General features: G+C 64.6%; 19 protein-coding genes. 8 read left to right on the top strand and 11 right to left on the bottom strand.

The window, feature by feature from the left end; translation table 11 throughout:
- Nucleotides 1–57: 57 nt before the first annotated feature.
- A complete protein-coding gene (locus A9W99_RS22385) occupies nt 58–1,107 on the top strand; it encodes a phosphotransferase family protein (RefSeq protein WP_067383392.1) in 1,050 nt (349 codons plus the stop codon).
- A 1-nt stretch (nt 1,108) separates the two neighbouring features.
- On the opposite strand, the gene A9W99_RS22380 is transcribed toward A9W99_RS22385, so the two are convergent.
- Both A9W99_RS22380 and A9W99_RS22375 read right to left on the bottom strand, forming a co-directional pair.
- Nucleotides 1,109–4,429, bottom strand: coding sequence for a LuxR C-terminal-related transcriptional regulator (locus tag A9W99_RS22380; RefSeq protein ID WP_216639748.1), 3,321 nt, complete (start codon nt 4,427–4,429; stop codon nt 1,109–1,111).
- 44 nt (nt 4,430–4,473) lie between these two features.
- Entirely contained in the window at nt 4,474–5,658 is a 1,185-nt protein-coding gene (locus A9W99_RS22375) for an acyl-CoA dehydrogenase family protein (protein WP_067383389.1), read from the bottom strand.
- A gap of 102 nt (nt 5,659–5,760) precedes the next feature.
- On the opposite strand from A9W99_RS22375, the gene fabG reads away from it, so the two are divergent.
- The 5 genes from fabG (at nt 5,761) to A9W99_RS22350 (ending at nt 10,926) form a co-directional block, all read left to right on the top strand.
- Nucleotides 5,761–6,501 (top strand): 3-oxoacyl-ACP reductase FabG, encoded by a 741-nt coding sequence (gene fabG / locus A9W99_RS22370; RefSeq protein ID WP_067383760.1) that lies wholly within the window; start codon nt 5,761–5,763, stop codon nt 6,499–6,501.
- A 111-nt stretch (nt 6,502–6,612) separates the two neighbouring features.
- Entirely contained in the window at nt 6,613–7,824 is a 1,212-nt protein-coding gene (locus A9W99_RS22365; RefSeq protein WP_067383386.1) for an acetyl-CoA C-acetyltransferase, read from the top strand.
- 2 nt (nt 7,825–7,826) lie between these two features.
- Complete coding sequence (locus tag A9W99_RS22360; protein ID WP_067383384.1) at nt 7,827–9,017, top strand: CoA transferase; 1,191 nt, start codon at nt 7,827–7,829, stop codon at nt 9,015–9,017.
- Between the two features lie 18 nt (nt 9,018–9,035).
- Complete coding sequence (locus A9W99_RS22355; RefSeq protein WP_067383381.1) at nt 9,036–10,229, top strand: acyl-CoA dehydrogenase family protein; 1,194 nt, start codon at nt 9,036–9,038, stop codon at nt 10,227–10,229.
- Nucleotides 10,230–10,233: 4 nt separating this feature from the next.
- Nucleotides 10,234–10,926: a GntR family transcriptional regulator gene (locus A9W99_RS22350; protein ID WP_067383378.1), complete on the top strand. Its 693-nt coding sequence runs from the start codon at nt 10,234–10,236 to the stop codon at nt 10,924–10,926.
- On the opposite strand, the gene A9W99_RS22345 is transcribed toward A9W99_RS22350, so the two are convergent.
- The 9 genes from A9W99_RS22345 to A9W99_RS22305 form a co-directional block, all read right to left on the bottom strand.
- Entirely contained in the window at nt 10,872–11,495 is a 624-nt protein-coding gene (locus A9W99_RS22345) for a hypothetical protein (protein WP_067383376.1), read from the bottom strand. The two genes, A9W99_RS22350 and A9W99_RS22345, sit on opposite strands and share 55 nt — an antisense overlap.
- A gap of 382 nt (nt 11,496–11,877) precedes the next feature.
- A complete protein-coding gene (locus tag A9W99_RS22340; protein ID WP_067383373.1) occupies nt 11,878–12,300 on the bottom strand; it encodes a PIN domain-containing protein in 423 nt (140 codons plus the stop codon).
- The gene (locus tag A9W99_RS22335) at nt 12,291–12,497 is read right to left on the bottom strand and encodes a hypothetical protein (RefSeq protein WP_067383370.1); all 207 of its coding nucleotides are present in this window, start codon (nt 12,495–12,497) and stop codon (nt 12,291–12,293) included. Before A9W99_RS22335 ends, A9W99_RS22340 begins: the two co-directional genes overlap by 10 nt.
- 80 nt (nt 12,498–12,577) lie before the next feature.
- Nucleotides 12,578–14,113 carry a class I adenylate-forming enzyme family protein gene (locus A9W99_RS22330; RefSeq protein WP_067383367.1) on the bottom strand — a complete coding sequence of 512 codons (1,536 nt, stop codon included), beginning with the start codon at nt 14,111–14,113 and terminating at the stop codon, nt 12,578–12,580.
- On the bottom strand, nt 14,106–15,680 hold the full coding sequence (locus tag A9W99_RS22325; RefSeq protein WP_067383364.1) for a class I adenylate-forming enzyme family protein: 1,575 nt from the start codon (nt 15,678–15,680) through the stop codon (nt 14,106–14,108). Before A9W99_RS22325 ends, A9W99_RS22330 begins: the two co-directional genes overlap by 8 nt.
- Nucleotides 15,670–17,163: a class I adenylate-forming enzyme family protein gene (locus tag A9W99_RS22320; RefSeq protein WP_067383361.1), complete on the bottom strand. Its 1,494-nt coding sequence runs from the start codon at nt 17,161–17,163 to the stop codon at nt 15,670–15,672. Before A9W99_RS22320 ends, A9W99_RS22325 begins: the two co-directional genes overlap by 11 nt.
- Entirely contained in the window at nt 17,160–17,960 is an 801-nt protein-coding gene (locus A9W99_RS22315; RefSeq protein WP_371514978.1) for an enoyl-CoA hydratase/isomerase family protein, read from the bottom strand. Before A9W99_RS22315 ends, A9W99_RS22320 begins: the two co-directional genes overlap by 4 nt.
- A complete protein-coding gene (locus A9W99_RS22310) occupies nt 17,957–18,769 on the bottom strand; it encodes an enoyl-CoA hydratase/isomerase family protein (protein ID WP_067383355.1) in 813 nt (270 codons plus the stop codon). The genes A9W99_RS22315 and A9W99_RS22310 overlap by 4 nt, the downstream gene beginning before the upstream one ends.
- 17 nt (nt 18,770–18,786) lie before the next feature.
- Nucleotides 18,787–19,605 (bottom strand): enoyl-CoA hydratase/isomerase family protein, encoded by an 819-nt coding sequence (locus A9W99_RS22305; RefSeq protein ID WP_067383352.1) that lies wholly within the window; start codon nt 19,603–19,605, stop codon nt 18,787–18,789.
- 149 nt (nt 19,606–19,754) lie between these two features.
- Here A9W99_RS22305 and A9W99_RS22300 point away from each other — a divergent pair, with 149 nt between their 5' ends.
- A complete protein-coding gene (locus A9W99_RS22300) occupies nt 19,755–20,432 on the top strand; it encodes a hypothetical protein (protein WP_067383757.1) in 678 nt (225 codons plus the stop codon).
- Nucleotides 20,429–21,328 carry an enoyl-CoA hydratase/isomerase family protein gene (locus tag A9W99_RS22295; protein ID WP_067383349.1) on the top strand — a complete coding sequence of 300 codons (900 nt, stop codon included), beginning with the start codon at nt 20,429–20,431 and terminating at the stop codon, nt 21,326–21,328. Before A9W99_RS22300 ends, A9W99_RS22295 begins: the two co-directional genes overlap by 4 nt.
- The last annotated feature ends 159 nt before the right edge of the window (nt 21,329–21,487 follow it).

Raw genomic sequence — 21,487 nt, 5'->3', positions numbered from 1 at the left:
TCAGTCGGACCTGGTCGTCCGTTCTTCTAAGGCTGGGAGGCTACGTTGTCCACGACGATGGCGATTCCCCGATACCCCGCCGATGTCACGTCCGGCTGGCTGTCGGCCGCTCTCGACGTCGACGTGTCGGAGGTCGACGTGGTGGCCATCGGTACCGGTCAGACCGGGGCGACGTACCGCGTATCAGCCAGATATGCCGGAGATCCGGGTGAACTGCCGCAAACCTTCGTGATCAAGCTGCCGGCACAGGACGACACGGTGCGCGACCGCGTCGTCATCGGCTATCGCAGCGAATGTGCGTTTTACAGCACGGCGGCGGATCGCGTCCAGGTGCCGACGCCGCGGTGCTATTACTGCCAAATCAGCGAGGACGCATCCGAATTCGCCCTGCTGCTGGCCGACCAGGCGCCCGCCGTGCAGGGCGATCAGATCGCGGGCTGCGGCGAGCAGGAGGCGCGGCTGGCCGCCACGGCACTGGCTGGACTGCATGGTCCCAGCTGGTGCGACCCCTTCTGGCTGGACCTGCCCGGTGTCGCGTTTCCCCGACCGGACGAGGCTGCGGCGGGCGGTCTCGGGGAGGTGGCGAAGATGAGCGCCGACATCACGCTGGACAAGCTCGGTGACCGGATGAGCGCTCAAGATCGCGAAACCTTCGCTACAGCAATGGGTTTGGTGACGCCATGGCTGCTTGCCGCGCCGGACCGGTTCGCGTTGCTGCATGGTGACTATCGTCTGGACAACCTGCTGTTCGACCCGGAACGCACCCGCGTCGCCGTGGTGGACTGGCAGACGCTTGGTACCGGCCTGCCTGCGCGGGACCTGGCCTACTTCACCGCGACCAGCCTGAACTCGAAACTGCGCCTGACGATCGAAGAAGACCTCGTCGATGCCTATCATCAAGCGCTGATCGGCTACGGCGTTACCGACTACGACCGTGAAACGTGTTGGCGCGATTACCGGCTCGGGATGCCGCAGACCGTCCTGATCTCGGCGCTGGGTTTCGCCTTCGCCACGGCCACCGAACGCGGCGACGACATGGTGGTGACCATGCTGAGCCGGGGTTGCCAGGCGATCCGCGATCTGGGGACGCTGGAACTCATCGGCTGAGTCAGTTGTGGCGGGTTGCTTCCTGGACCAACTGCATGCGTGAGGTGAGACCAAGTTTCGCGTAAACGTGTGTGAGATGGGTCTGCACGGTGCGCGGGGAGATGAACAGCCGACCGCCAATGTCTTTGTTGCCGAGACCCTCGCTGACGAGGCGGACGACGTCGAGTTCGGTGGGCGTCAACGAGTCCCAGCCGGTGGGCGGCCGTTTGCGTGCACCGCGCCCGCGTTGTGCGTAGGCGATTGCCTCCTCGGTGGGCAGGGCCACGCCCGAGTTCCACGCAGTCTCAAACTCAAGTTCTCCCAATGCGTTACGAACACTGGCAACTGAATCCTCATAGCCGGCGTCGTAGACCTTGAATCGGACTATGCCGGTGCGCTCGCGAAGTGACTGCGCGGCTCCGAACAGCCGTGCCGCTTCCAAGTGGTTGCCTGCGTCACCGGCCAGACCGCCGAGAATCTCCAGTAGGTCTGGGACAAAGAGGCGTGCCCCGATCTCGGCAGCGCGTGTCAGCGCTTCATGCGCGTCGCGTTCTGCTTGCCCGATCTCGTTCTGCGCCAGAGCCACTCGTGACCGGGTCAGCTGCGCTTGAACCGTGAACCAGCCTGTCGCGACGGCCACATCCTCATCCGCCAGGCGACGTGCTGACGTCAGATCGCCACGGGCCAGGGCGACTTGGGCTGCGGGCTTGGTCTTGGTGGTAGCGAGCATGCGCCCTAAGTCGGTCAACCGTTCGCGCGCCGTTTCGCTGGCTTTGAAGGCGGCGTCGACATCGCCAGCCGCCAGCTCCGCGAAGGCCAGCGCCGCGCACACCGTGCCTTCCATGTATCGGCCGATCTCAGCGGCGCCATCGAGTGCCTCGAGGGCAAGCATGCGTCCCGCGTCTGCCTGCCCGCTGTGGGCCAGCACCAGGCACAGGGTGTTTCGTGTGCTCACGTGCCAGATCAGAGAATGAGCGGCGTCCACTTCAGTCATCAATTCACGATGCAGGGTCTCGGCTCTGGCGAGGTCCCCGATTACCCACTGCACTAGATTCAGACACCACCGACATCCCCACTCGAACAACCGGTCACCGATCTGCTCGGCGAGGTCGCGGCCTTGCGTTCCAGCCGCCACTGCGGTGTCGAAGTCGCCGCCGGCGACCGTGGCTGAGTATGCCTGGCAGTAGAGAACCTGGCTCAGCCGCCACCGGTCGCCTGACACCCGGGCCAAGTCGGCTGCTTCCGATAGGTAGGGTCGGGCCAGTTCGGCGTTCCAGGCGGCGGCCCGGCCGCAGGCAGTGAGAGTCCGCGCCAGCAGTGCGGGATCGTGCAGTTCGCGGGCAATGGCCAACGAACGTTGCGCTCGCGGCAAGCTTTCCGGTGAGCGCATATTGTCCACGAATGCCTTGTCGGCCAATGCCTGCGCCAGCGCTGCCGGCGTCACATACGCGCCTCCGCTTTCGGCGTCGGCCAGAGCGAGGTCGAGCCAGTCCGATCCTTCCTTGAGGAGACCGCGGGTAAGCCATAGACGCAATGAAGCGGCGAGTCGCAATGCGTTGTCGGTGTGGTGGTTTTCCCGGCTCCACGCGAATGCGGCACGCAGATTGTCGATTTCCGTCTCCACTCGGTCGAGCAGCCGCTCCATGTCGCGGCTTGCCGGGGCGTCCAGTGCTGCTGCCATCGCGGTGTAGTAATCACAATGCCGGTCCCGGACAGCCACCGCCTCAGCGGATTCACCGAGCCTCTCTTGCGCGTATTGCCGTATCGTCTCCAGTAGCTGGTATCGCGTTATCCCACTAGCGGTTTCGGCGACCACCAACGACTTATCGACGAGAAGAGCTAGCAAGTCCAGCACCTGATGGCGCGCTAAGTCGTGGTCGCAGACAACCGTTTGACAGGCTTCCAGATCGAAGCCGCCGGCGAACACCGCCAGTCGGCGGAATAGCACGCGCTCGGGTTCCGTCAGCAACGCATGCGACCAATCGACCGAAGCTTGCAGTGTCTGCTGACGGCGCACCGCGGTCCGCGATCCGCCGGTCAACAATCGGAACCGGTCCTGCAAGCCCGCGAGAATCTCCTGCGGTGACAACGCCCGCACCCGTGCCGCCGCCAACTCGATTGCCAGCGGCATCCCGTCGAGCCGCCGGCAGATCTCGTTCACCGCGGCGACGTTGTCGTCATCAATAGTGAAGCCCGGCCGGGCGTGGCCGGCTCGGTCCCCGAAAAGACGCATGGCGTCGCCGGCGAGCGACAGCGACGGCACCCGCCACGTCACCTCCCCGGCCACACCGATGGGCTCGCGACTGGTCGTCAGCAGCGTCAGCCGCGGACATCCGCCCAACAGCGCCGCAGTCACCTCGGCGCTGGCATCCAGCAGATGCTCACAATTATCCAGCACCACCAGCATTTGGCGCGCTCCGATGAACTGAAGCAGGGCTTTCTCCGGAGAACGCCCCGGCTGATCCGGTAGACCGAGTGACCGCGACACAGTGACCGGCACCAGGTCGGGGTCGGTGATCGGCGCCAAATCGACGTACCACGCTCCGTCCGCGTACTTTTCGGCGACGGCTGCCGCGACCTGCACCGCCAGGCGGGTCTTGCCGACACCGCCGGCTCCAGTCAGCGTAACCAGCCGGTGATCGGCAAGCAGGGCGCGTACTTCGGCCATTTCCGCGTCGCGTCCTACGAAGCTGGTGAGCTGGGCGGGAAGATGTTGTGCCACTGAGGCTTCCGGGCTTTCGTGCAGCCTTAGAGGAGGGAAATCGTTGCACAGGTCGGAATGGCACAGCTGCACAACGCGTTCTGGGCGAGGCAGATCCCGCAGCTGATGGGTGCCAAGCTCGGTGAGCCAGGCATCGTCGGGCAACGTATCGGCAACCAAATCACTTGTGGTACCGGAGAGTACGGTCTGGCCGCCATGGGCGAGTTCGCGGAGGCGTGCGGTCCGGTTGATCGCCGGTCCGATGTAGTTGTTCTCGTCGCGCAACTGGACTTCGCCGGTGTGCAGGCCAATTCGTAAGCGCAACGGCGCCAACGGCGCTCGCTGCAACGCGAGCGCGCATGCCACCGCGTCGGAGGCCCGGCTGAACGCGACGACGAAGCTGTCGCCTTCACCCTGCTCGACCGGCCGGACCCCGTGGTGGGCATTGACCAACTCCGCCAGCGCCCGATCCAGGGTCGCGATCGCCGCGGTCATCTCCTCGGGCTGCGAGTTCCACAACTGCGTCGAACCTTGAACGTCGGCCAACAGCAACGTCACGGTGCCGGTTGGCAGGGGCTCGTTCATCGCCGCGTCGCTCCAGTCCAAGGCCCGTCGGTCGATTTCGCTCATGTTAGCCAGCATGCGACGCTCACACGCCGCAAAACATCAGCGCTTGCGCGTATATCTCAGCCCTGCGCCGCTTTGATCAGGTTCGAGCCGATGATCAGACGCTGTATCTCACTAGTGCCCTCGTACAGCCGCAACAGGCGAACGTCGCGGTAAATACGCTCCACAGGAACCCCGCGCATGTATCCGCTTCCGCCGTGGATCTGCACGGCGAGGTCTGCCACCTTGCCGGCCATCTCGGTGCAGAAGAGCTTGGCCGCCGACGGCGCGATCCTGCGATCCTCGCCGGTGACCCACTTCCGCGCCACGTCGCGGACCAGCGCGCGCCCGGCCAGCACGCCGCTTTGCTGATCAGCCAGCATGGCCTGCACCAACTGAAAGCTTCCGATCGGCGAACCACCCTGCGTCGCGGTGGCGGCCCAGGTCACCGATTCGTCGAGCGCGCGTTGGGCCGCACCCACCGCGATCGCCGCGATGTGGATCCGGCCGCGCGCCAACGCCGTCATCGCCGCTCGGTAACCGATGTCTTCGCTGCCGCCGACGAGCGCGTCGTCGCCCACCCGGACGTCGTCGAAGCTGACGTCGGCGGTCCAGGCCCCCTCCTGGCCCATCTTGGCGTCCTTGGCGGCCACCGCGACGCCCGCGGCGTCGGCGGGAACCAGGAAGACCGCGATCCCGGGACCTTTGTCGTCGGCGGGCCGGGTGCGGGCAAAGACCACGAACAAGCCGGCTACGGGCGCATTCGTGATGAAGCGCTTCTGCCCGGAGATAACCCAATCATGGTTGTCGCGAACGGCTTTGGTGCGCAAGCCGGCTGGGTTCGAACCGGCGCCGGGCTCGGTCAGCGCGAAGGAGGCGACGACGTCGCCGGAGGCGATGCGTTCCAGCCAGCGGCCCTTCTGCTCGTCGGTGCCGAATCCGACGAGAACCTGACCGGCGATGCCGTTGTTGGTACCGAACATCGAGCGCAGCGCCAGAGAGGTGTAGCCCAGCTCCATCGCGAGCTCGACGTCCTGCATGAGGTTGAGGCCGAGGCCGCCCCACTGCTGTGGAATTGCGTAGCCGAACAAGCCCATCTGCTTGGCGTGGTCGCGCAGGTCGTCGGGCACCCGGTCGTCGGCCAGGATTTCCTGCTCGCGCGGGACGACCACGTCTCGGACGAAGTGACGGGTTTGGGCGAGGATCTGCTGGAAGTCATCGTCGGAGACTTCGGGTTCTTCGGAGCCTATTTCGGCTGTGGTCATTCGCGGACGCTTCCTCTTCGGCAGGCGGTTGCCGCACAGGATCCTATATGAAATATGATTTTCGTTTCGACGGTGCTGTCGCGAGGAAAGGTATGTATCCAGATGTCGTTATTGAGCGGTCAGACCGCGGTGGTCACCGGTGGCGCGCAAGGTCTGGGCTATGCCATCGCGGAACGGTTCATCGCCGAAGGCGCGCGAGTGGTGCTCGGAGACGTGAATCTCGAGGCGACCCAGATCGCGGCCAAGCAACTCGGCGGTGACCAGGTGGCCGTGGCTGTACGTTGCAATGTCACCAAAGCCGACGAGGTCGACGCCCTGATCAAGACCGCGATCGAGCGGTTCGGCGGCTTGGACATCATGGTCAACAACGCCGGCATCACCCGCGACGCGACGATGCGAAAGATGACCGAAGAGCAGTTTGACCAGGTCATCGACGTGCACCTGAAAGGGACGTGGAACGGCACCCGACTGGCCGCCGCGATCATGCGGGAACAGAAGCGCGGGGCAATCGTGAACATGTCTTCGGTGTCGGGCAAGGTCGGCATGGTCGGCCAGACCAATTACTCCGCGGCTAAGGCTGGCATCGTGGGGATGACCAAGGCGGCCGCCAAGGAGCTTGCCTACCTGGGTGTGCGGGTGAATGCGATCGCACCCGGCCTGATTCGCTCGGCCATGACAGAAGCCATGCCGCAACGCATTTGGGATTCCAAGGTGGCCGAGGTGCCTATGGGCCGAGCCGGTGAGCCCAGCGAGGTCGCAAGCGTCGCCTTGTTTCTGGCTTCGGACCTGTCGTCGTACATGACCGGCACCGTCATGGACGTGACTGGCGGCCGGCACATATGAGAGATAGCGCGAGCTGGGGGCACCTCCCGCTTGCGGGGGAACGCAAAATCGCCCAATTAGTGCCAAATTTAGGGGTCTTTGCGTCTGCTCGGCATCAAAACAGGAGCCTCAATGCGTGAAGCTGTGATCTGCGAACCCGTGCGCACACCGGTCGGACGCTACGGCGGAATGTTCAAGTCGCAGAGCGCCGTCGACCTGGGTGTCGCGGCTTTGCGTGGACTGTTGGAACGGACCGGCCTGGCGCCGGATGCGGTGCAGGACGTGATCCTCGGGCACTGCTATCCGAGCAGTGAGGCACCGGCGATCGGACGCGTGGTCGCGCTGGATTCCGGTCTGCCGGTGACGGTTCCGGGTATGCAGGTCGACCGCCGCTGCGGGTCGGGTCTGCAAGCTGTGATCCAAGCGTGTCTGCAGGTGAGCAATGGCGACAACGACCTGGTTATCGCCGGTGGCTGCGAAAGCATGAGCAACGTCGCGTTCTACTCCACCGATATGCGTTGGGGCGGTGCTCGTTCCGGCGTCCGCATACACGACGGGCTGGCGCGAGGACGGACCACGGCCGGCGGTCGTAACTATCCGGTGCCGGGCGGCATGCTGGAGACGGCCGAGAACCTGCGGCGGCAGTACGGCATTTCACGGCAGGAACAAGACGAGCTCGCAGTCCGCTCGCATCAGCGTGCGGTGGCCGCGCAAAAGGACGGCATCTTCGGCCAGGAGATCATTCCGGTCACGTTGCGTACCAAGCACGGCGAGGAGCTCGTCGACACCGACGAACATCCACGCGCCGACACGTCGGTGGAGTCGCTGAGCAAGCTGAAACCCGTGCTGCTGCAACAGGATCCGGAGGCAACGGTCACTGCCGGGAACGCCAGCGGACAGAACGACGCGGCGTCGATGTGCGTGGTGACCACTTCGGACAAGGCCGACGAACACGGGCTGAGGCCGCTGGTCCGGCTGGTGTCCTGGGGATCTGCGGGTGTGGCGCCCCACATCATGGGCATCGGCCCGGTGCCCGCCACCGAGGTTGCATTAGCAAAGGCGGGACTGCAGCTGAGCGACATCGACCTCATCGAACTCAACGAAGCGTTTGCCGCTCAGGCGCTTGCGGTGATGCGGGAATGGAATTTCGGCGCTGCCGACCACGACCGGACCAACGTCCACGGCTCGGGAATATCGCTGGGTCACCCGGTGGGCGCGACCGGCGGCAGAATGCTGGCGACGTTGGCCCGCGAACTCGATCGCCGCCAGGCGCGGTATGGGTTGGAAACCATGTGCATCGGCGGCGGACAAGGTCTCGCCGCGGTCTTCGAGCGGGTTGCATAGCAATGAACCCGCTGGCCGGTATCACCGTCGTCGAGGTGTCCAGTTTCGTCGCCGCACCGCTGTGCGGAATGACGCTCAGCCAACTCGGCGCGCAGGTGGTTCGCATCGACCCGATCGGTGGCGCCTCCGATGTACAGCGATGGCCCCTGTCGGCAACCGGCACATCGATCTACTGGACCGGACTGAACAAGGGAAAGCGTTCGGCCACCATCAATTTGCGCTCGCCTGAAGGGCAGGAGCTGGTGCAACGGCTGATCCTCGAGGGCGACGGAATCGTCGTGACCAACACCGCCGGACTGTCGTGGCTGAGCCATGAGTCGTTGGCCGCCAAGCGCTCCGACGTCATCCACGTCCAGCTGCTGGGCCGCGGCGATGGTTCTACGGGTGTCGATTACACCGTCAACGCGGGCATCGGGTACCCGTTGGTCACCGGTCCGGCGACGCATGCCGGTCCGATCAACCACGTCCTACCGGCTTGGGACGTGTGCTGCGGGCTGTACGCGGCGCTGGCCGTCGTCGCCGCTGTCCATCGCCGCGACCAGACGGGAGCGGGTGCGCGCGTCAGCCTTGCCCTGGAGGACGTGGCGCTGGCCACCGCCGGAAACCTGGGCCTGTTGACCGAACCTCAAGTGAACGGGACGCAACGCGAGCGGCTGGGCAATTCGATCTATGGCCAGTATGGCCAGGACTTCACCAGTCGCGACGGGGTCGCATTCATGGTTGTCACGTTGACCCGCAGGCACTTTCGAGACCTGGTCGACACGACCGGGACCGAGGAGGCGGTAGCCGCGCTGGCGCAGGCGCTGGGCGTAGACTTCGGCTCCGAAGGCGACCGCTACCGCTACCGCGACGTGCTCTCCGCGCTGTTCGCGACCTGGTTCGCCGAGCACACGGCGCAGGAGATCAGCGCGACACTGTCGAAGACCACCGTGCTTTTCGAGCGGTATCGCACTTTCGCTCAGGTCGTGGAAGATCCGCGGGTGACCGAGAATCCACTTTTCTCCCGGCTGGACCAACCGGGCATCGGCGAGTATCTCGCGCCTGGTATGCCGACCGCGTTCGACGGTGTTCACCCCGCGGGCTCCCCCGCACCGACCCTGGGCCAAGACACCGCCGACGTGCTCACCGAGCGCCTGGGATTGACGGACGCCGACATCGCGCGATTGACGAGCGCGAAAACGATCGCCTGTTGAGCCGGAAGAGGACAGGACATGACCAGACTTGCCCAAACCCTCGGCCTGACCGAGTTTCAGACCGAGATTGTCACGACCGTAAGGCAATTCGTCGACAAGGAGATCATCCCCAGCGCGCCGGAACTCGAGCGCCACGACACCTACCCGCAGGACATCGTGGACCAGATGCGGGAAATGGGCTTGTTCGGGCTGATGATCCCGCAGGAGTACGGGGGGCTGGGGGAGTCGCTGCTGACCTACGCGCTGTGCGTCGAAGAGTTGGCCCGCGGCTGGATGAGCATCTCCGGGGTGATCAACACCCATTTCATCGTGGCGTACATGCTGCGCCAGCACGGCACCGACGAGCAGAAGCAGCGCTTACTGCCGCGGATGGCGACCGGCGAATGCCGCGGTGCGTTTTCGATGTCGGAGCCGGAGCTGGGTTCCGACGTCGCCGCGATCCGGACCCGGGCGCAGCGGAACGCCGACGGCACGTACACCATCAACGGCCAGAAGATGTGGCTGACGAACGGCGGCAGCTCGACGTTGGTGGCCGTGCTGGTGCGCACCGACGAAGGTGCAGACAAACCGCACCGCAACCTCACCACATTCCTCGTCGAGAAGCCGACGGGGTTCGGAGAAGTGGCGCCGGGACTGCTGATCCCCGGCAAGATCGACAAGCTGGGCTACAAGGGTATCGACACGACCGAACTCATCTTCGACGGCTACCAGGCCAGCGCTGAGGACATCCTGGGTGGTGTTCCGGGGCAGGGCTTTTTCCAGATGATGGACGGCATTGAGGTCGGGCGGGTCAACGTGTCGGCCAGAGCTTGTGGTATCGGCATCCGCGCTTTCGAGCTCGCGGTGCGCTATGCCCAGCAGCGACACACCTTCGGCAAGCCGATCGCCGAGCACCAGGCCATCGCATTCCAACTGGCCGAAATGGCCACCAAAGTCGAAGCGGCACACCTGATGATGGTGAACGCGGCACGTTTGAAGGATTCCGGGCAACGCAACGATCTTGCCGCCGGCATGGCCAAATACCTTGCCAGTGAATACTGTTCGGAGGTCACCCAACAGAGCTTCCGGATTCACGGAGGCTATGGCTATTCCAAGGAATACGAGATCGAGCGGCTGATGCGTGACGCGCCCTTCCTGCTCATCGGCGAGGGAACCAGCGAGATTCAGAAATCCATCATCAGCAAGCGACTGCTCGCCGAGTACCGGGTGTGACGCGATGACTGCTCCCGATTTCGCTGCCCGGCCCCAACTTTCCGAGGACGTGGCGCGCTTTGTCCGCAACAGGGTCTTCGACGGCACCTACGCCGCGGGACAGTACATCCGGTTGGACCAGCTGGCTGCGGAGCTGGGCATCAGCGTCACCCCGGTACGTGAAGCGTTGTTCGCGCTGCGTGCCGAGGGTTTGATCGCCCAGCAGCCGCACCGGGGCTTCGTGGTGTTGCCGGTCACCGAGCAAGATCTCGCCGACGTCGCCAACGTACAGGCTCATGTCGGCGGTGAGCTCGCCGCGCGGGCCGCCGTCAACATAACCGACGAACAGCTGCTCGAACTCAACCAGATTCAGGCTCAACTGGAAGAGGCCTATGCCGGTGGCGACGACGAACGCACAGTCCGGCTCAACCACGAGTTTCACCGAGCCATCAACGTCGCCGCGGATTCACCCAAGCTCGCGCAGCTGATGTCCCAAATCACCCGTTACGCACCGGAATCGGTGTTCCCCGCGATCGAGGGCTGGCCTGGCCAGTCGGTAAAGGACCACCGGCGGGTGCTGTCCGCGCTGGAGAAACACGACGAGAAGCTGGCCCGAGAAGCGATGTCAGAACATCTTGCCGCCGGCGCGGTTCCGCTGATCGATCACCTCACTGCGCGCGGCGTTGTTGCGGAAACAAACAGGCCGCCATCGCGGTGAGCGTCAGCCGTGTTGAAACCGGTTGACGCATCGAGCATCTGGAGACGATGCTTGGTGGCTGCCGAACTGTGCCAGCCCACCAGCATGACGCTGAGAAGGGCGGCGCACGAGATCCAGTCGTCACTGTGCCAGCCAGATGGCCAGGTGCCCACCGCCAGACCCAGGACGGCGAAGAGAACTATCAAGACCAGCAGTACGCGGCAGTTCGACGTCCAGAACCGTGCCGAGTAGACCTTGCGTGCGGCCAACCGGATTGCCGCTTCCCGGACGGCCGGGTCGGCGGGCGCTGGGCCGCGGAAGGTCGCATCGATGGCCGCCGACCGCTGCTGCGAGTTGAGTCCCGCGAGTGCGTTGTTACATGAGATATGTGTGCTGTCAGTGAATAACGCCACCAGCAGGCCGAAAACGCCGATGCCCGCGACGTGCCACGCCAGCGTGAGCAACCACGGCTCGTGGGGGTCGGCCTCGAGTCCGTTGGCGCCCCAGTTGAAGGCGTCGAAGACCCCGTACCCGCATGCCCCTACTAAAGCGCGCCCCCACCAGGGCTGCAGGACAAAGCGGGTCCACATGAGTCTTCCTCCTCACGGTCCGGTATCGACCGGGATAGATGAGAAAGACTTGTGGCGCTCCCTTGAAAGATTCTCAATGAATCCTTGGTGCCCTGGTGAGGTCGGCGGTGTCGTCAGCCGGACCGCGGTATGGGTCCAGATAGCCGATCACCGACGCTGGTCGCTGACCGTGCCGCCGGCAGCCAGCGTGCGGCGTGCGGGCGGTTTGCGTGTTCGTGCGCGCCGGATACGGCCTTCCTCACGTAGCTGCTCCAGCTTCGTAGGTCGTTGAACCGGCACGATGCGAGCGATCGGGCGTCCGTGATCGGTCACCGTTAACGTGGCTATTTACTGTTGGTCATAGCCACAGAAGTGGTTCGGTCGTCGCGGATTTTTGGTGCGCTTAGAGGGCGCCTCGCGGTATCACCCATTGGTGCTGGAAAGCCAATACCGTTGTCGCGATGTCGAAGTTAGCATCGTAGTGAATGACGGTGAGGTTGTGCGCTGCGGCAAGGGCCGCCGTGAGCAGGTCCGTCATGCCAACCGACCGATGCATTCCGACCCTGGCGAGGTCACGCTGAGCGCCAAGCGCAATGTGCCAATGCTCGTCGCCAGTAGGGAGGTATTCGTAGGCGTCGCGACGGACAGCCCAGCGTTGTTCGTATTCGACCGACGTGCGAGCACTGTAGAGCGCCTCGGCATCGAGCGCTGCAGTGGTGGCGACGAGCCCGGCAGCGATGAGCGGGACAATTCGTTGAGAGACTCCTGGATGCTGCATCCTCGCGGCGGCGCTGGTATCAACGATGTATCTGGCAATTAGCGCCATACACGCTTGCGTTGTTCGGGGTCAGCCAATTCTGCCAACCCGCCGGACCGCAGCCAGTCGATCTCGCGTGCCCGCGCGGCCATGGCCGCTGCTTGCTGCAGGGCGGCTCGAACGGTGTCCGAGACCCCTGTCGTGTTGAGTTCGCGTTGGGCGGCCGTAAGGAGTTCGTCGTCGATGTCGATAAGGCGCTTGGTCATGCCGATCCTGTCCTATATATGAATGGCGATCACAGTATATACGCGATGCGCTGCAATCGGCCAAAAGCAATTCAACTGCCTCAGACGCCGGGCGCGTCGGTCTCGTCGGTGTCTTCCAGCATCCCGCGCAGGCGATGGACGTCGACCTTACCGGTGGCGCCACGCGGAACATCGTCGTCGGAATCCAGGAACAACCAGACCGTCGGAACTTTGAAGGCGCTCAGCAGCTTACGGGCAGCCGTGCGCAGCTGGTCGGCGGTGAGCTCACCGCCGCACACCACGGCCGCGCCCACTCGGTCGCCCTTGATGCCAGGCACGTTGGTGACGAAGGCATTGTCGACGCCGTCGATGGCACGTAATGCCCGTTCAACCTCTGCGGGGTAGACGGTGGCACCGCTGACTTTGAACATGTCGTCGGATCTGCCGTGATAGAAAAGGAATCCATATTCGTCGAGATGGCCGAGGTCGCCGGTGGGGTAGAAGCCGTCGGCGGTGAAGATGTCCTCTCGGCTGCGGCGGCACATGCCGCGCAACGTGTGGGGCCCCCGAATCTGTATCATGCCAACGCATCCCGCCGCCAGGGGTTCATTGCCGGCGTGGGCGATGCGAACTTCCATGCCTGGAAACGGCTTGCCGCAGCTGCCCCACGCCGGGAGCGGCATGTCCGTGTCGGCCGCGTAGCCGCAGTACGGCCCGAACGCCTCGGTCATACCGAACAGTTTGGCTCGGGCGCCGGGTTGCGACCGGAGCTCGGGCGGCAGCAGGGCTTCCAGGCTGCCCGGCCGCAGCGACGAGAGATCAGCGCCATCCGCATACCGCGCAAGGGTTTCGGCCTGGTCCGGCCAGCCGCGAAAGAGCGTGACCCGTTCGGTTTCCAGTAGCCGCAGGGTGGTTTCGGGTCGCGGCATCTCTTCTGTCACCAAGGTGGCTCCGGCCAGCAGCGTCGACAGTATTCCGCTGCCGAAGCCCCCGACCCAGAAGAACGGCATCGGCAGGTAGAGGCGGGTATCCGCCGTGATGCGGCGGGCCGCAAGGCCCGATTGCACTGCGCCCAAGGCGTTCCCGTGCGAGTGCAACACACCTTTGGGTGCCCCGCTACTGCCGGAGGTGAACATGATGACCAGCGGGTCGGCGGGAGAAACCGTCCGGGTCATGGCGTCGACGATCCCGCATGCGCGCTCGCCGGCGCTAAGGCGTGCGACCTGGCCGAGCGACCAAACTCGGCGTAAGGCAGGCAATTCGGTCTTCCCGATCCGCGCCAGGTCGTCCAGGTAGTGGTGCCCGCGGAATTCCTCGACGCTCACCAGGAACTGCAAGGCAGCGGTGCGTAGCTGTGCGACCAGTTCACCGGCTCGCAGCAGGGTGCTCAACGGAACCAGCACGGCGCCGATACGCGTCAGCGCGATCGCGATCTGGACCCAGCGAGCGTTGTTGGGCATGATCAGCCCGACCCGGGTGCCCTTGCTCACGCCGGCCTGGATGAATCCTGCCGCCAGATCGGCTGTGGTTGAATCCAGTTCGGCGTAGCTGACGCGACCCGTCGGATCGATCACCATCGGCTTGGAGCCGTGGCGGGAGGCCTGCCGTCGCACCAATCGGTCGATGGTTTCAAGCATCGAACAGCTTCTTCAATTGCCGAGTATCCACTTTGCCACTGGACAACAGTGGCAACTGCGTGCGCGGCAGGCCGAGGTAGCGTCGCGGAATCTTGTAAGCTGACAGCTCCGTCTTCAGCTGCGCATGCAACGCCGCTTCGTCGAACGTGTCAGCTGCATCGGGCAACACGACGACCGCCGCCACGACCTCTCCTCGTTGTGAGTCGGGAATTCCCACGACATGCGCCACCAACCCGAATTTGGCGATCGCCTGCTCGACCTCGGCCGCAGAAACGTTCGCGCCGGCCGTCTTGATCAATGCGCTGAGCCGGCCGACAAAATACAGGAACCCGTCGGCGTCGGCGCGCACCAAATCGCCGGTGTGGAACCAGCCGTCGGCGTCGAAGCATTCTTCGCGACTGCGTTTGTAATAGCCTTGCATCACGTAGGGTCCGCGGATGCGCAGTTCGCCGACCTCGCCGGCACCGCAGACCCGCCCGCTGTCCGGATCGACGATCATGGTTTCGAAGCCCGGCGCGGGCTTGCCGAAGGATCCTCGCCGCTCTTCGGGTTGGTCGGATTCGTCGCCGCTGAGCAGTACGACGCTGCCGGCTTCGGTCATCCCCAGCATGTTGTGCCGCAGCTCGGGATCGGCCGGCCGGGTGTGGGGGGCCATGATCGGGTAGAGGTTGCCTCGTCGCACGGACGAAAGGTCTCGCGCGGGGAAGCTGGGATGGGCGGCCAGGTGCGCTACGGCAGCAGCAAATCCATTTGTCATGGTGGGCTTTTCGTACTCGATCAAGTCGAGCGTTGCAGCGGGGTCGACGGCGTTGGAGCACAGCAGCGTCGACCCGGCTAGCAATGTGGCGAGCAGGCCGAACGCGAATCCACCGATCCAGAAGAACGGCGAATTGCAGAACAACTTGTCCGCTGCCGTCAGGCTCCGAATCTCGTTGAGGTTCTTCTGGTGATCCAGCAGGGCACCGTGCGTGTGCACTACGCCCTTGGGGGCACTGGCGGAGCCCGAGGTGTAAATGATGGTCAGCACATCTGAACTTTCGACATCCTCTTCCATCGTCTGCAAGAGGGTCATGTCGACGGTATCGGCGAGCCGGTAGATCCGCCCGATGTCGTGGCCAATGGCGACATGGCGCAATTGCGGTGTGCCGGTGCAAAATAGCCGCCCGTCGTTTTCGAGCACGGCATCCGTCAGCATCTGGTTGATCCGCTGTGCATAGTCGTGAGAGCGAAAAAACGCGGCGCTCAACAGAATCCCGACATCGCTGTCGACCAACTGCTCTTTCAGCTCCCGGGCCGTCGCGAAGGTGGAGAACGGGATCACCACCGCACCGATCCGTGCCGCCGCCAGCGTCCCCACCACGAAGTCGGCACCGTTCGGGTACAACAATCCGACATGGGTGCCCTTGCCGGCGCCGAGCGCGATCAACCCGCGGGCCAGTTGCGCGGACCGGTGATCGGCCTGGGCGTAGGTGATGCGCTCGTCGTCGCAAACCAGCATCGGGTGTTCGGGCCGGCAGCGAGCTTGGTGTCGCAGGATCTTCGCGACCGTGGGGGAGTCACCGGCCATGGTCGCTGTGCGCGGCGGTATCGCTGAAAAAGCTGCGGACCGCATCGATGTCGGGCTTGCCTGACGGCGTCCTCGGGATGGCATCGACGATCGCGAGGTCCGTGGGAATCTCGTAGCGCGCCAACCGCTTCCCGAGGAATTCGATCAGCTCGTCGGTTGATGCCGCTTCGCGCAACTCCACCATGGCGACAGGGGTCTCGCCGAGTCGGTCGTCGGACCGCGCTACCACGGCAGCACCGGCCACCGCGGGGTGGCTCTCCAATGCGGTGCGCACGTCGTCGGGCATCACCTTGAATCCGCCGCGGACGATGGCTTGATCGGCGCGTCCGACGATCCAGACAAAGCCGTCGTCGTCGATTCGCGCCAAGTCCGTGGTCCGCATCCACGGCGCCGACGCCCCCATTTGTGCCGCCTTGACCTCTAACAGGCCGACTTGGTCGGGCCCGAGCGGTGTGCCACTCTCGTCGACCACCCGCAGCTCCGAGCCCGGGTTCGGCCGTCCCACACTGCCCCGTTTGGCTCGCCAGTGCCGCTGGTAGTCGGCCAGCGTCCAACCGGCCACGCCGCCGCCGAATTCGGTTGCGGCATAGGACGTCAGGACGGGAATGCCGTACTTCTCGGTGAACGCGTCGGCATCGTCGGCCGACAGCGGAGCGGTGCCGCAGGTCACGGCGCGGACGCCGGCCAGGTCGGCGCGCGGCAGGCCGGAGTGCAACACCGTGCGCAAGGCGGCCGGCACCAGCGATACCGTTCGGGGGCGGTGTTTGCGCACCGCGGCCGCCCAGGTGTCGAGTTCGAATCGGTCAAGTAGCACAAAGGGTCTCGCGTCGGTGACGCATTGCAGCACACGAAAAACTCCGCCGATATGCACCAGCGGGGAGTTGACGATCGCGACGCCCCGTCGCAGTTCGGTGGGCGCCGTTGCGCGGTCCGGCTCACCGCCCATGACCGTGTGGGCCAGCATGTCGTAACTGAGGTCGACGCGTTTGGGCGGACCGGTCGTGCCGCTGGTCAGCATCCGCACGGCGACGTCCGGTTCGGCGACGGGCCCCGTCCTGCTGGGGCTCGGCATTGGCGCACCGGGGGGCGTGTCCAGAAGAGCCGGAATCGGGACTGTCTCGGTGTGGTGCGCCGCCGTGACGAACGTGGCCAGGTCGTCGGGCTCGCCGGCGACCAGCGGCAGTCGCAGCGCCGCGATGTCGGCCCTGGTTCGTTCGTCACCGCGAGATGGGTTGATGGTGACAACCGTTCCGCCGCTCAACAGCACACCGAGGAGTGCGGCCACGTGTCCCGGCCGGTTGCGCAGCAGCATCCCGACCTGTGATCGAGCCCCCTGCCGAGCTGTCAATGCGGAGAGGTGCCGTGCCAGATCATTGACCTGATGCCACGAGATCCATTGGCCGGCATACTCGATCGCGTGCGCATCCGGCTGTAGGTCCAGCACATGGGCGATTCGTCGACTGAGCGGGTGGTCGGCCGTCACCGGATCTTCGGTTCCTTCCTGACGCCGGTTACGTCCTTGCTGGCGGCCAGCTCACCCTTGCCCAGCGGGTTGCCCAGCCGGGTGTAGATGAGTCCCTGTTCCATGGCGGCGCGGTAGGGCTTGTCCAGTGACTCCCAAATCGCCTTCACCGTACCCTGGGTGGCCGAGGGGGGCTTGGCGGCAATCGCCGCTGCGATCTCATGCGCGCGGGTCCAGAGCCGGCCCGGCGCCACCACCTCGGAGACCAGCCCAATCCGCAGCGCGGTGTTGGCGCTGACGCGTTCGTCGTTGCCCATCAACGCCATCCGCAATGTCTCACCCAGTCCGATGCGGCGCATCAGCCCCACCGGCTCCAACGCGCAAACCAGGCCGGCCGAGACGTGGGAGTCGAAAAACGTTGCATCCGTTGAGCAGATGACCACATCGGATTCGTTGACGAAATAGAACGCGCCGGCCGTGCAGATGCCCTGAACCGCACACACCACCGGTTTCCACATCTTCTGCCACTTCGGGCTGAGCGCCTCTCCGGGATCTTCATGGTTCCAGACATTTTCGGGTTGGCCGTACGGCGTCTTGATGTCCAGCCCGGCGCTGAACGCTCGGGTGCCGGCTGCTCGCAACACGACCGCGTGCACCGACTCGTCGAGCTTGACCGTTCGCCAGGCTCGTGCCATCTCCTCGCACATGGTCCGGCTGAACGTATTGAGCTGCTCGGGCCGATTGAGCGTGATCGTCGCGACGTGGTCGGCACTGTCGACCTCGAGCAGGATGGTTTCGAAACCGTCGGCGGCTGTCATCTGCATTGCCAATTCGGCTTCCGTTTTTCTACGAAGGCCCTGGGGCCTTCTTGCGCGTCTTCCGTTCGCAGCACGCGTTCGCGAAATGTCTCGGCTAGTATCTCGGCTTCGTGCAGCGGCACGTCCAGACCTTTGAGGATGGCCAGCCGCGTTCCCCGAACCGCCAGTGGCGCATTGGAGTTGACTATTTCGGCGATCTCGCGGGCCCGATCGAGCAGGCGGTCGTGCTCGACGATTTCGCTGACCAATCCGAGATCGAAGGCGCGTTGTGCGCTCATCCGCTCGTGCTTGCCCATCAAGGCCATGCGCAGGGCGATCGAACGTGGCAACACCCGGGACACCCGGACCAGCTCGCGTCCGGCCACCAGGCCGATGCTGACGTGGGGATCGAAGAACGTCGCCTGTTCGGATGCGATGACGATGTCTGACGTGGTGACCCAATCCATGCCGGCACCGCAGCACAGTCCGTTGACGGCGGTCAGCACCGGCTTGGCCATGGTCCGGAACGGCGGGGTGCCTTCTTGCGGCGCTTCCCACTGCTCGTAGGTGGACAGGTAAGGCCGTTCGTAGATCACCTTGCCGTCTTCGGGAATGGCTTTGACGTCAGCTCCGGTGCAAAAGGCGCGGCCGGTGCCGGTAACGATGAGCAGCCACACCTTGTCGTCGTTCTCCGCCTCGTCGTAGGCGGAGCGTAGTTCGCTGATCATGTGCGGGCTGAGCGCGTTGAGGGCATCCGGGCGGTTCAGCGTGATGGTGGCGGTATGCCCATCGACTTCGTAGCCGATCGTGTCGAACGAGTCAGTAGGCATTCCGTGTTTCCTTCGTGTCATCGACCCTGGAACCGTGGCTCGCGCCGCTGCCGAAAAGCTTCCAGGCCCTCTTTGAAATCGACTGTCCGGCAAGCTAGTTCCAAGTTGTAGAGTTCTTGTGTCATGGCTTGGTCCAGGGTCGCGTGCTGGCTGAAGCGCACCGCCTGCTTGGCCAGTCCGATCGCCACCGTCGGGCCGCAGGCGAGCCGTGTCAGCAGCTCCTCGACCGCGTTGTCGAGTTCGGACGCGCTCACGGTCTGATGAACCAATCCCCATTCGGCGGCATCCGAGGCGTTGACTTTCTCACCCAGCAGCAGCATGCGCCTGGCTCGCGCCACACCGATCAGCCGGGGCAGCAGCCAGCTAGCGCCCGAATCAGGGCTGAAGCCACGCTCCACAAAGGGTTCCCAGAATACGGCGTCGTCGGCGGCCACGGTGAAGTCGGCGGCCAGCGCGAGATTGCAGCCCATGCCCACGGCCCGACCCTGCACGGCGCAGACCACCGGCAGCTGGATGCTGTGCAAAAGCTCGATCACCCGGTGGGCGGCGTGCGGTATCCGCCGGACGAGATCGCCGGTGCGGGGACGCTGTCCGCCGCTGTTGGTGGCCAGCCAGTCTGCGCCCGCGCAGAAGTCCTCGCCGGTACTTCGAAGATGAATCACCCGCAGTGCGTCGTCGGCGGCGGCATCCGTGAGCGTGGCGACCAGCGCTTCGATCATCAACCGGGTCAACGAATTACGGCGGGCCGGCCGATCGAGCGTGATACGCAGTACCGCGCCGTCGCGGCATGCGCTCACCGACCCGGCGGCGTCGGCCGCGTCGGCCTCGTGACTCACGATCGAATCCGGCCTTTCTCGCCGTTACGGTTACCCATACAGTAGGCAATACGATTGCTACGCTGTATAAGTTAGCAAGGATACGCTGGCGACGGAACAAGCCGGGCTAAACCCGCTGAACCCGGGTGAACTCGGTGAAAGAGGGACTGATGACCGAGCCCCGACACGCTTCTTCTGGTGACGCCAGATTCGGCGAGGCGCCTCTTGCCCAGACCGTGGCCGCTGCCGCCGCCATGCGCCGGCTCGGGTCGCTGCTGCTTTCGCTGGAACACGATCACCCGACAGTGGAAACGATGATCGCGAAGTTCGCCGAGTGGGAAAGCGAGCTGGCCGCCGTTGCACCGCGGGACAGCGCACCCCGAATCGGTGAGACCCCTGACGATTCCCGAAGGATCTACCTCAACCACGCCACCGACATCGGTGCCTATAATCCGTGCTTTCCGGAGTACCGCTTCGATCGGTTCGATGCCGAGAAAGCCGAAGGCCGAGTCGTCTTCCCCCTCATCTACGAAGGCCCGCCCGGGCTGGTGCACGGCGGCTTCCTCGGCGTGTTCTTCGACTGCGTGATACAGCATCACAGCTGCGTCACGGGGTTGTCCGGCAAAACCCGTGCGCTGCTCGTGACGTTCCGCCGCCCGACGCCCCTGCTGACCGAGCTGCGTTTCGACATCGCGCGCACGCAGATCGACCGCGGTATCACCTCGACAGGGCGGCTGTTGCTCGAGGACGAGGTGCTCTGCACGGGCGAAGTCAGCACGGTGGCTGCGCCGCCGGAAAAGTTGTCGGTATTCAAGTTCGCCAGGCGGCGAAAGGAGTCCAGCGCATGACCACTTCCGGTGCTTCCGATGATCGCGTGCTGTTCGACGTGGATGCCGACAAGCGCATCGCCACAATCACGTTCAACAACGCCAAGCAACGCAACTCCTACGACGCGGCGATGCGCGACGAGGTTGCCCGCTGCCTGGACCGGGTCGCCGAAGACGACGACCTCACCGTGGTCCTGCTGCGCGGAGCCGATGGCGTCTTCTCCACCGGCGCCGACATGAACAACGCCTACGGCTGGTACGGCGCGTCGCCTGCCGAGGGCGAAGCCGACGAGCGAAAGGATCGCAGACGGCCCAGCCAGCGGAGGCGACTTACGGTGGACCGCAAGTCATTTGGCTTCTACCACAACTTCATGGGCTTCCCCAAGGTGACGGTGGGGGAGATCGCCGGGTACGCCCTCGGCGGTGGCTTCGAGATGGCGCTGATGACGGACATCTCGGTCATTGCGCGCGACACGAAAATCGGTATGCCGGCAACCCGATTCCTCGGTCCCGCACTCGGCAGCCTGCATATGTTCTTCCACCGGCTGGGGCCGGTTCTGGCACGCCGTCTGCTGCTGACCGGTGACGTGATCGAGGCAGGCGAGGTCGAGCACCTTGGAATCTTCACCGACACATGCGATCCAGCTTCGGTTGCGGCGCGGGCCAGGTATTGGGCCGAGAAGGCCGCGAAGATGCCCGCCGACGGCGTCGTCATCGCCAAAGAAGCATTCCGCCTCGTCGAACAGACCCAGGCATACAACGGTGAGGAAGTCGCCAGCTATCTGTTTCACGCTTTCGGCACCAACCTGCAGTTCGCCCACGGCGAGTTCAACTTCGTCAAAACCCGTGCGCAGCATGGAACGAAAGAAGCGTTTCGGTTGCGCGACGAGCACTTTCATGTGCCGGAGCCGGATTAGGGCGAGCCGTCGTAAATCCGTCGCGATCGGTGATGGCTTTGACTGTGAAGCCTTGGCTTCGGGTGTGAATCCTTGGCGTTGGGTGTGTAACCTGGGCGGAAATTCGCGCCGATTCGCGCCCTGGGCTCACTGCTAAAGCCGTGGCTTCACACTGAAAGC

Source organism: Mycobacterium sp. 1164966.3, from assembly GCF_001665395.1.
GTDB lineage: Bacteria > Actinomycetota > Actinomycetes > Mycobacteriales > Mycobacteriaceae > Mycobacterium.
The sequence above is the reverse complement of the archived record's forward strand: the minus strand, read 5'-3'. Positions and strand labels throughout refer to the sequence as shown.

Bases quoted from the DNA above. Each gene is read 5' to 3' on its own strand.
- A9W99_RS22380 (WP_216639748.1), bottom strand. From the start codon at position 4,429: ATGCTGGCTAACATGAGCGAAATCGACCGACGGGCCTTGGACTGGAGC.
- A9W99_RS22355 (WP_067383381.1), top strand. From the start codon at position 9,036: ATGACCAGACTTGCCCAAACCCTCGGCCTGACCGAGTTTCAGACCGAG.
- A9W99_RS22345 (WP_067383376.1), bottom strand. From the start codon at position 11,495: ATGTGGACCCGCTTTGTCCTGCAGCCCTGGTGGGGGCGCGCTTTAGTA.
- A9W99_RS22315 (WP_371514978.1), bottom strand. From the start codon at position 17,960: ATGACAGCCGCCGACGGTTTCGAAACCATCCTGCTCGAGGTCGACAGT.
- A9W99_RS22375 (WP_067383389.1), bottom strand. From the start codon at position 5,658: ATGACCACAGCCGAAATAGGCTCCGAAGAACCCGAAGTCTCCGACGAT.
- A9W99_RS22310 (WP_067383355.1), bottom strand. From the start codon at position 18,769: ATGCCTACTGACTCGTTCGACACGATCGGCTACGAAGTCGATGGGCAT.
- A9W99_RS22385 (WP_067383392.1), top strand. From the start codon at position 58: ATGGCGATTCCCCGATACCCCGCCGATGTCACGTCCGGCTGGCTGTCG.
- A9W99_RS22335 (WP_067383370.1), bottom strand. From the start codon at position 12,497: ATGACCAAGCGCCTTATCGACATCGACGACGAACTCCTTACGGCCGCC.
- fabG (WP_067383760.1), top strand. From the start codon at position 5,761: ATGTCGTTATTGAGCGGTCAGACCGCGGTGGTCACCGGTGGCGCGCAA.
- A9W99_RS22300 (WP_067383757.1), top strand. From the start codon at position 19,755: ATGACCGAGCCCCGACACGCTTCTTCTGGTGACGCCAGATTCGGCGAG.
- A9W99_RS22365 (WP_067383386.1), top strand. From the start codon at position 6,613: ATGCGTGAAGCTGTGATCTGCGAACCCGTGCGCACACCGGTCGGACGC.
- A9W99_RS22340 (WP_067383373.1), bottom strand. From the start codon at position 12,300: ATGGCGCTAATTGCCAGATACATCGTTGATACCAGCGCCGCCGCGAGG.
- A9W99_RS22350 (WP_067383378.1), top strand. From the start codon at position 10,234: ATGACTGCTCCCGATTTCGCTGCCCGGCCCCAACTTTCCGAGGACGTG.
- A9W99_RS22325 (WP_067383364.1), bottom strand. From the start codon at position 15,680: ATGGCCGGTGACTCCCCCACGGTCGCGAAGATCCTGCGACACCAAGCT.
- A9W99_RS22330 (WP_067383367.1), bottom strand. From the start codon at position 14,113: ATGCTTGAAACCATCGACCGATTGGTGCGACGGCAGGCCTCCCGCCAC.
- A9W99_RS22360 (WP_067383384.1), top strand. From the start codon at position 7,827: ATGAACCCGCTGGCCGGTATCACCGTCGTCGAGGTGTCCAGTTTCGTC.
- A9W99_RS22295 (WP_067383349.1), top strand. From the start codon at position 20,429: ATGACCACTTCCGGTGCTTCCGATGATCGCGTGCTGTTCGACGTGGAT.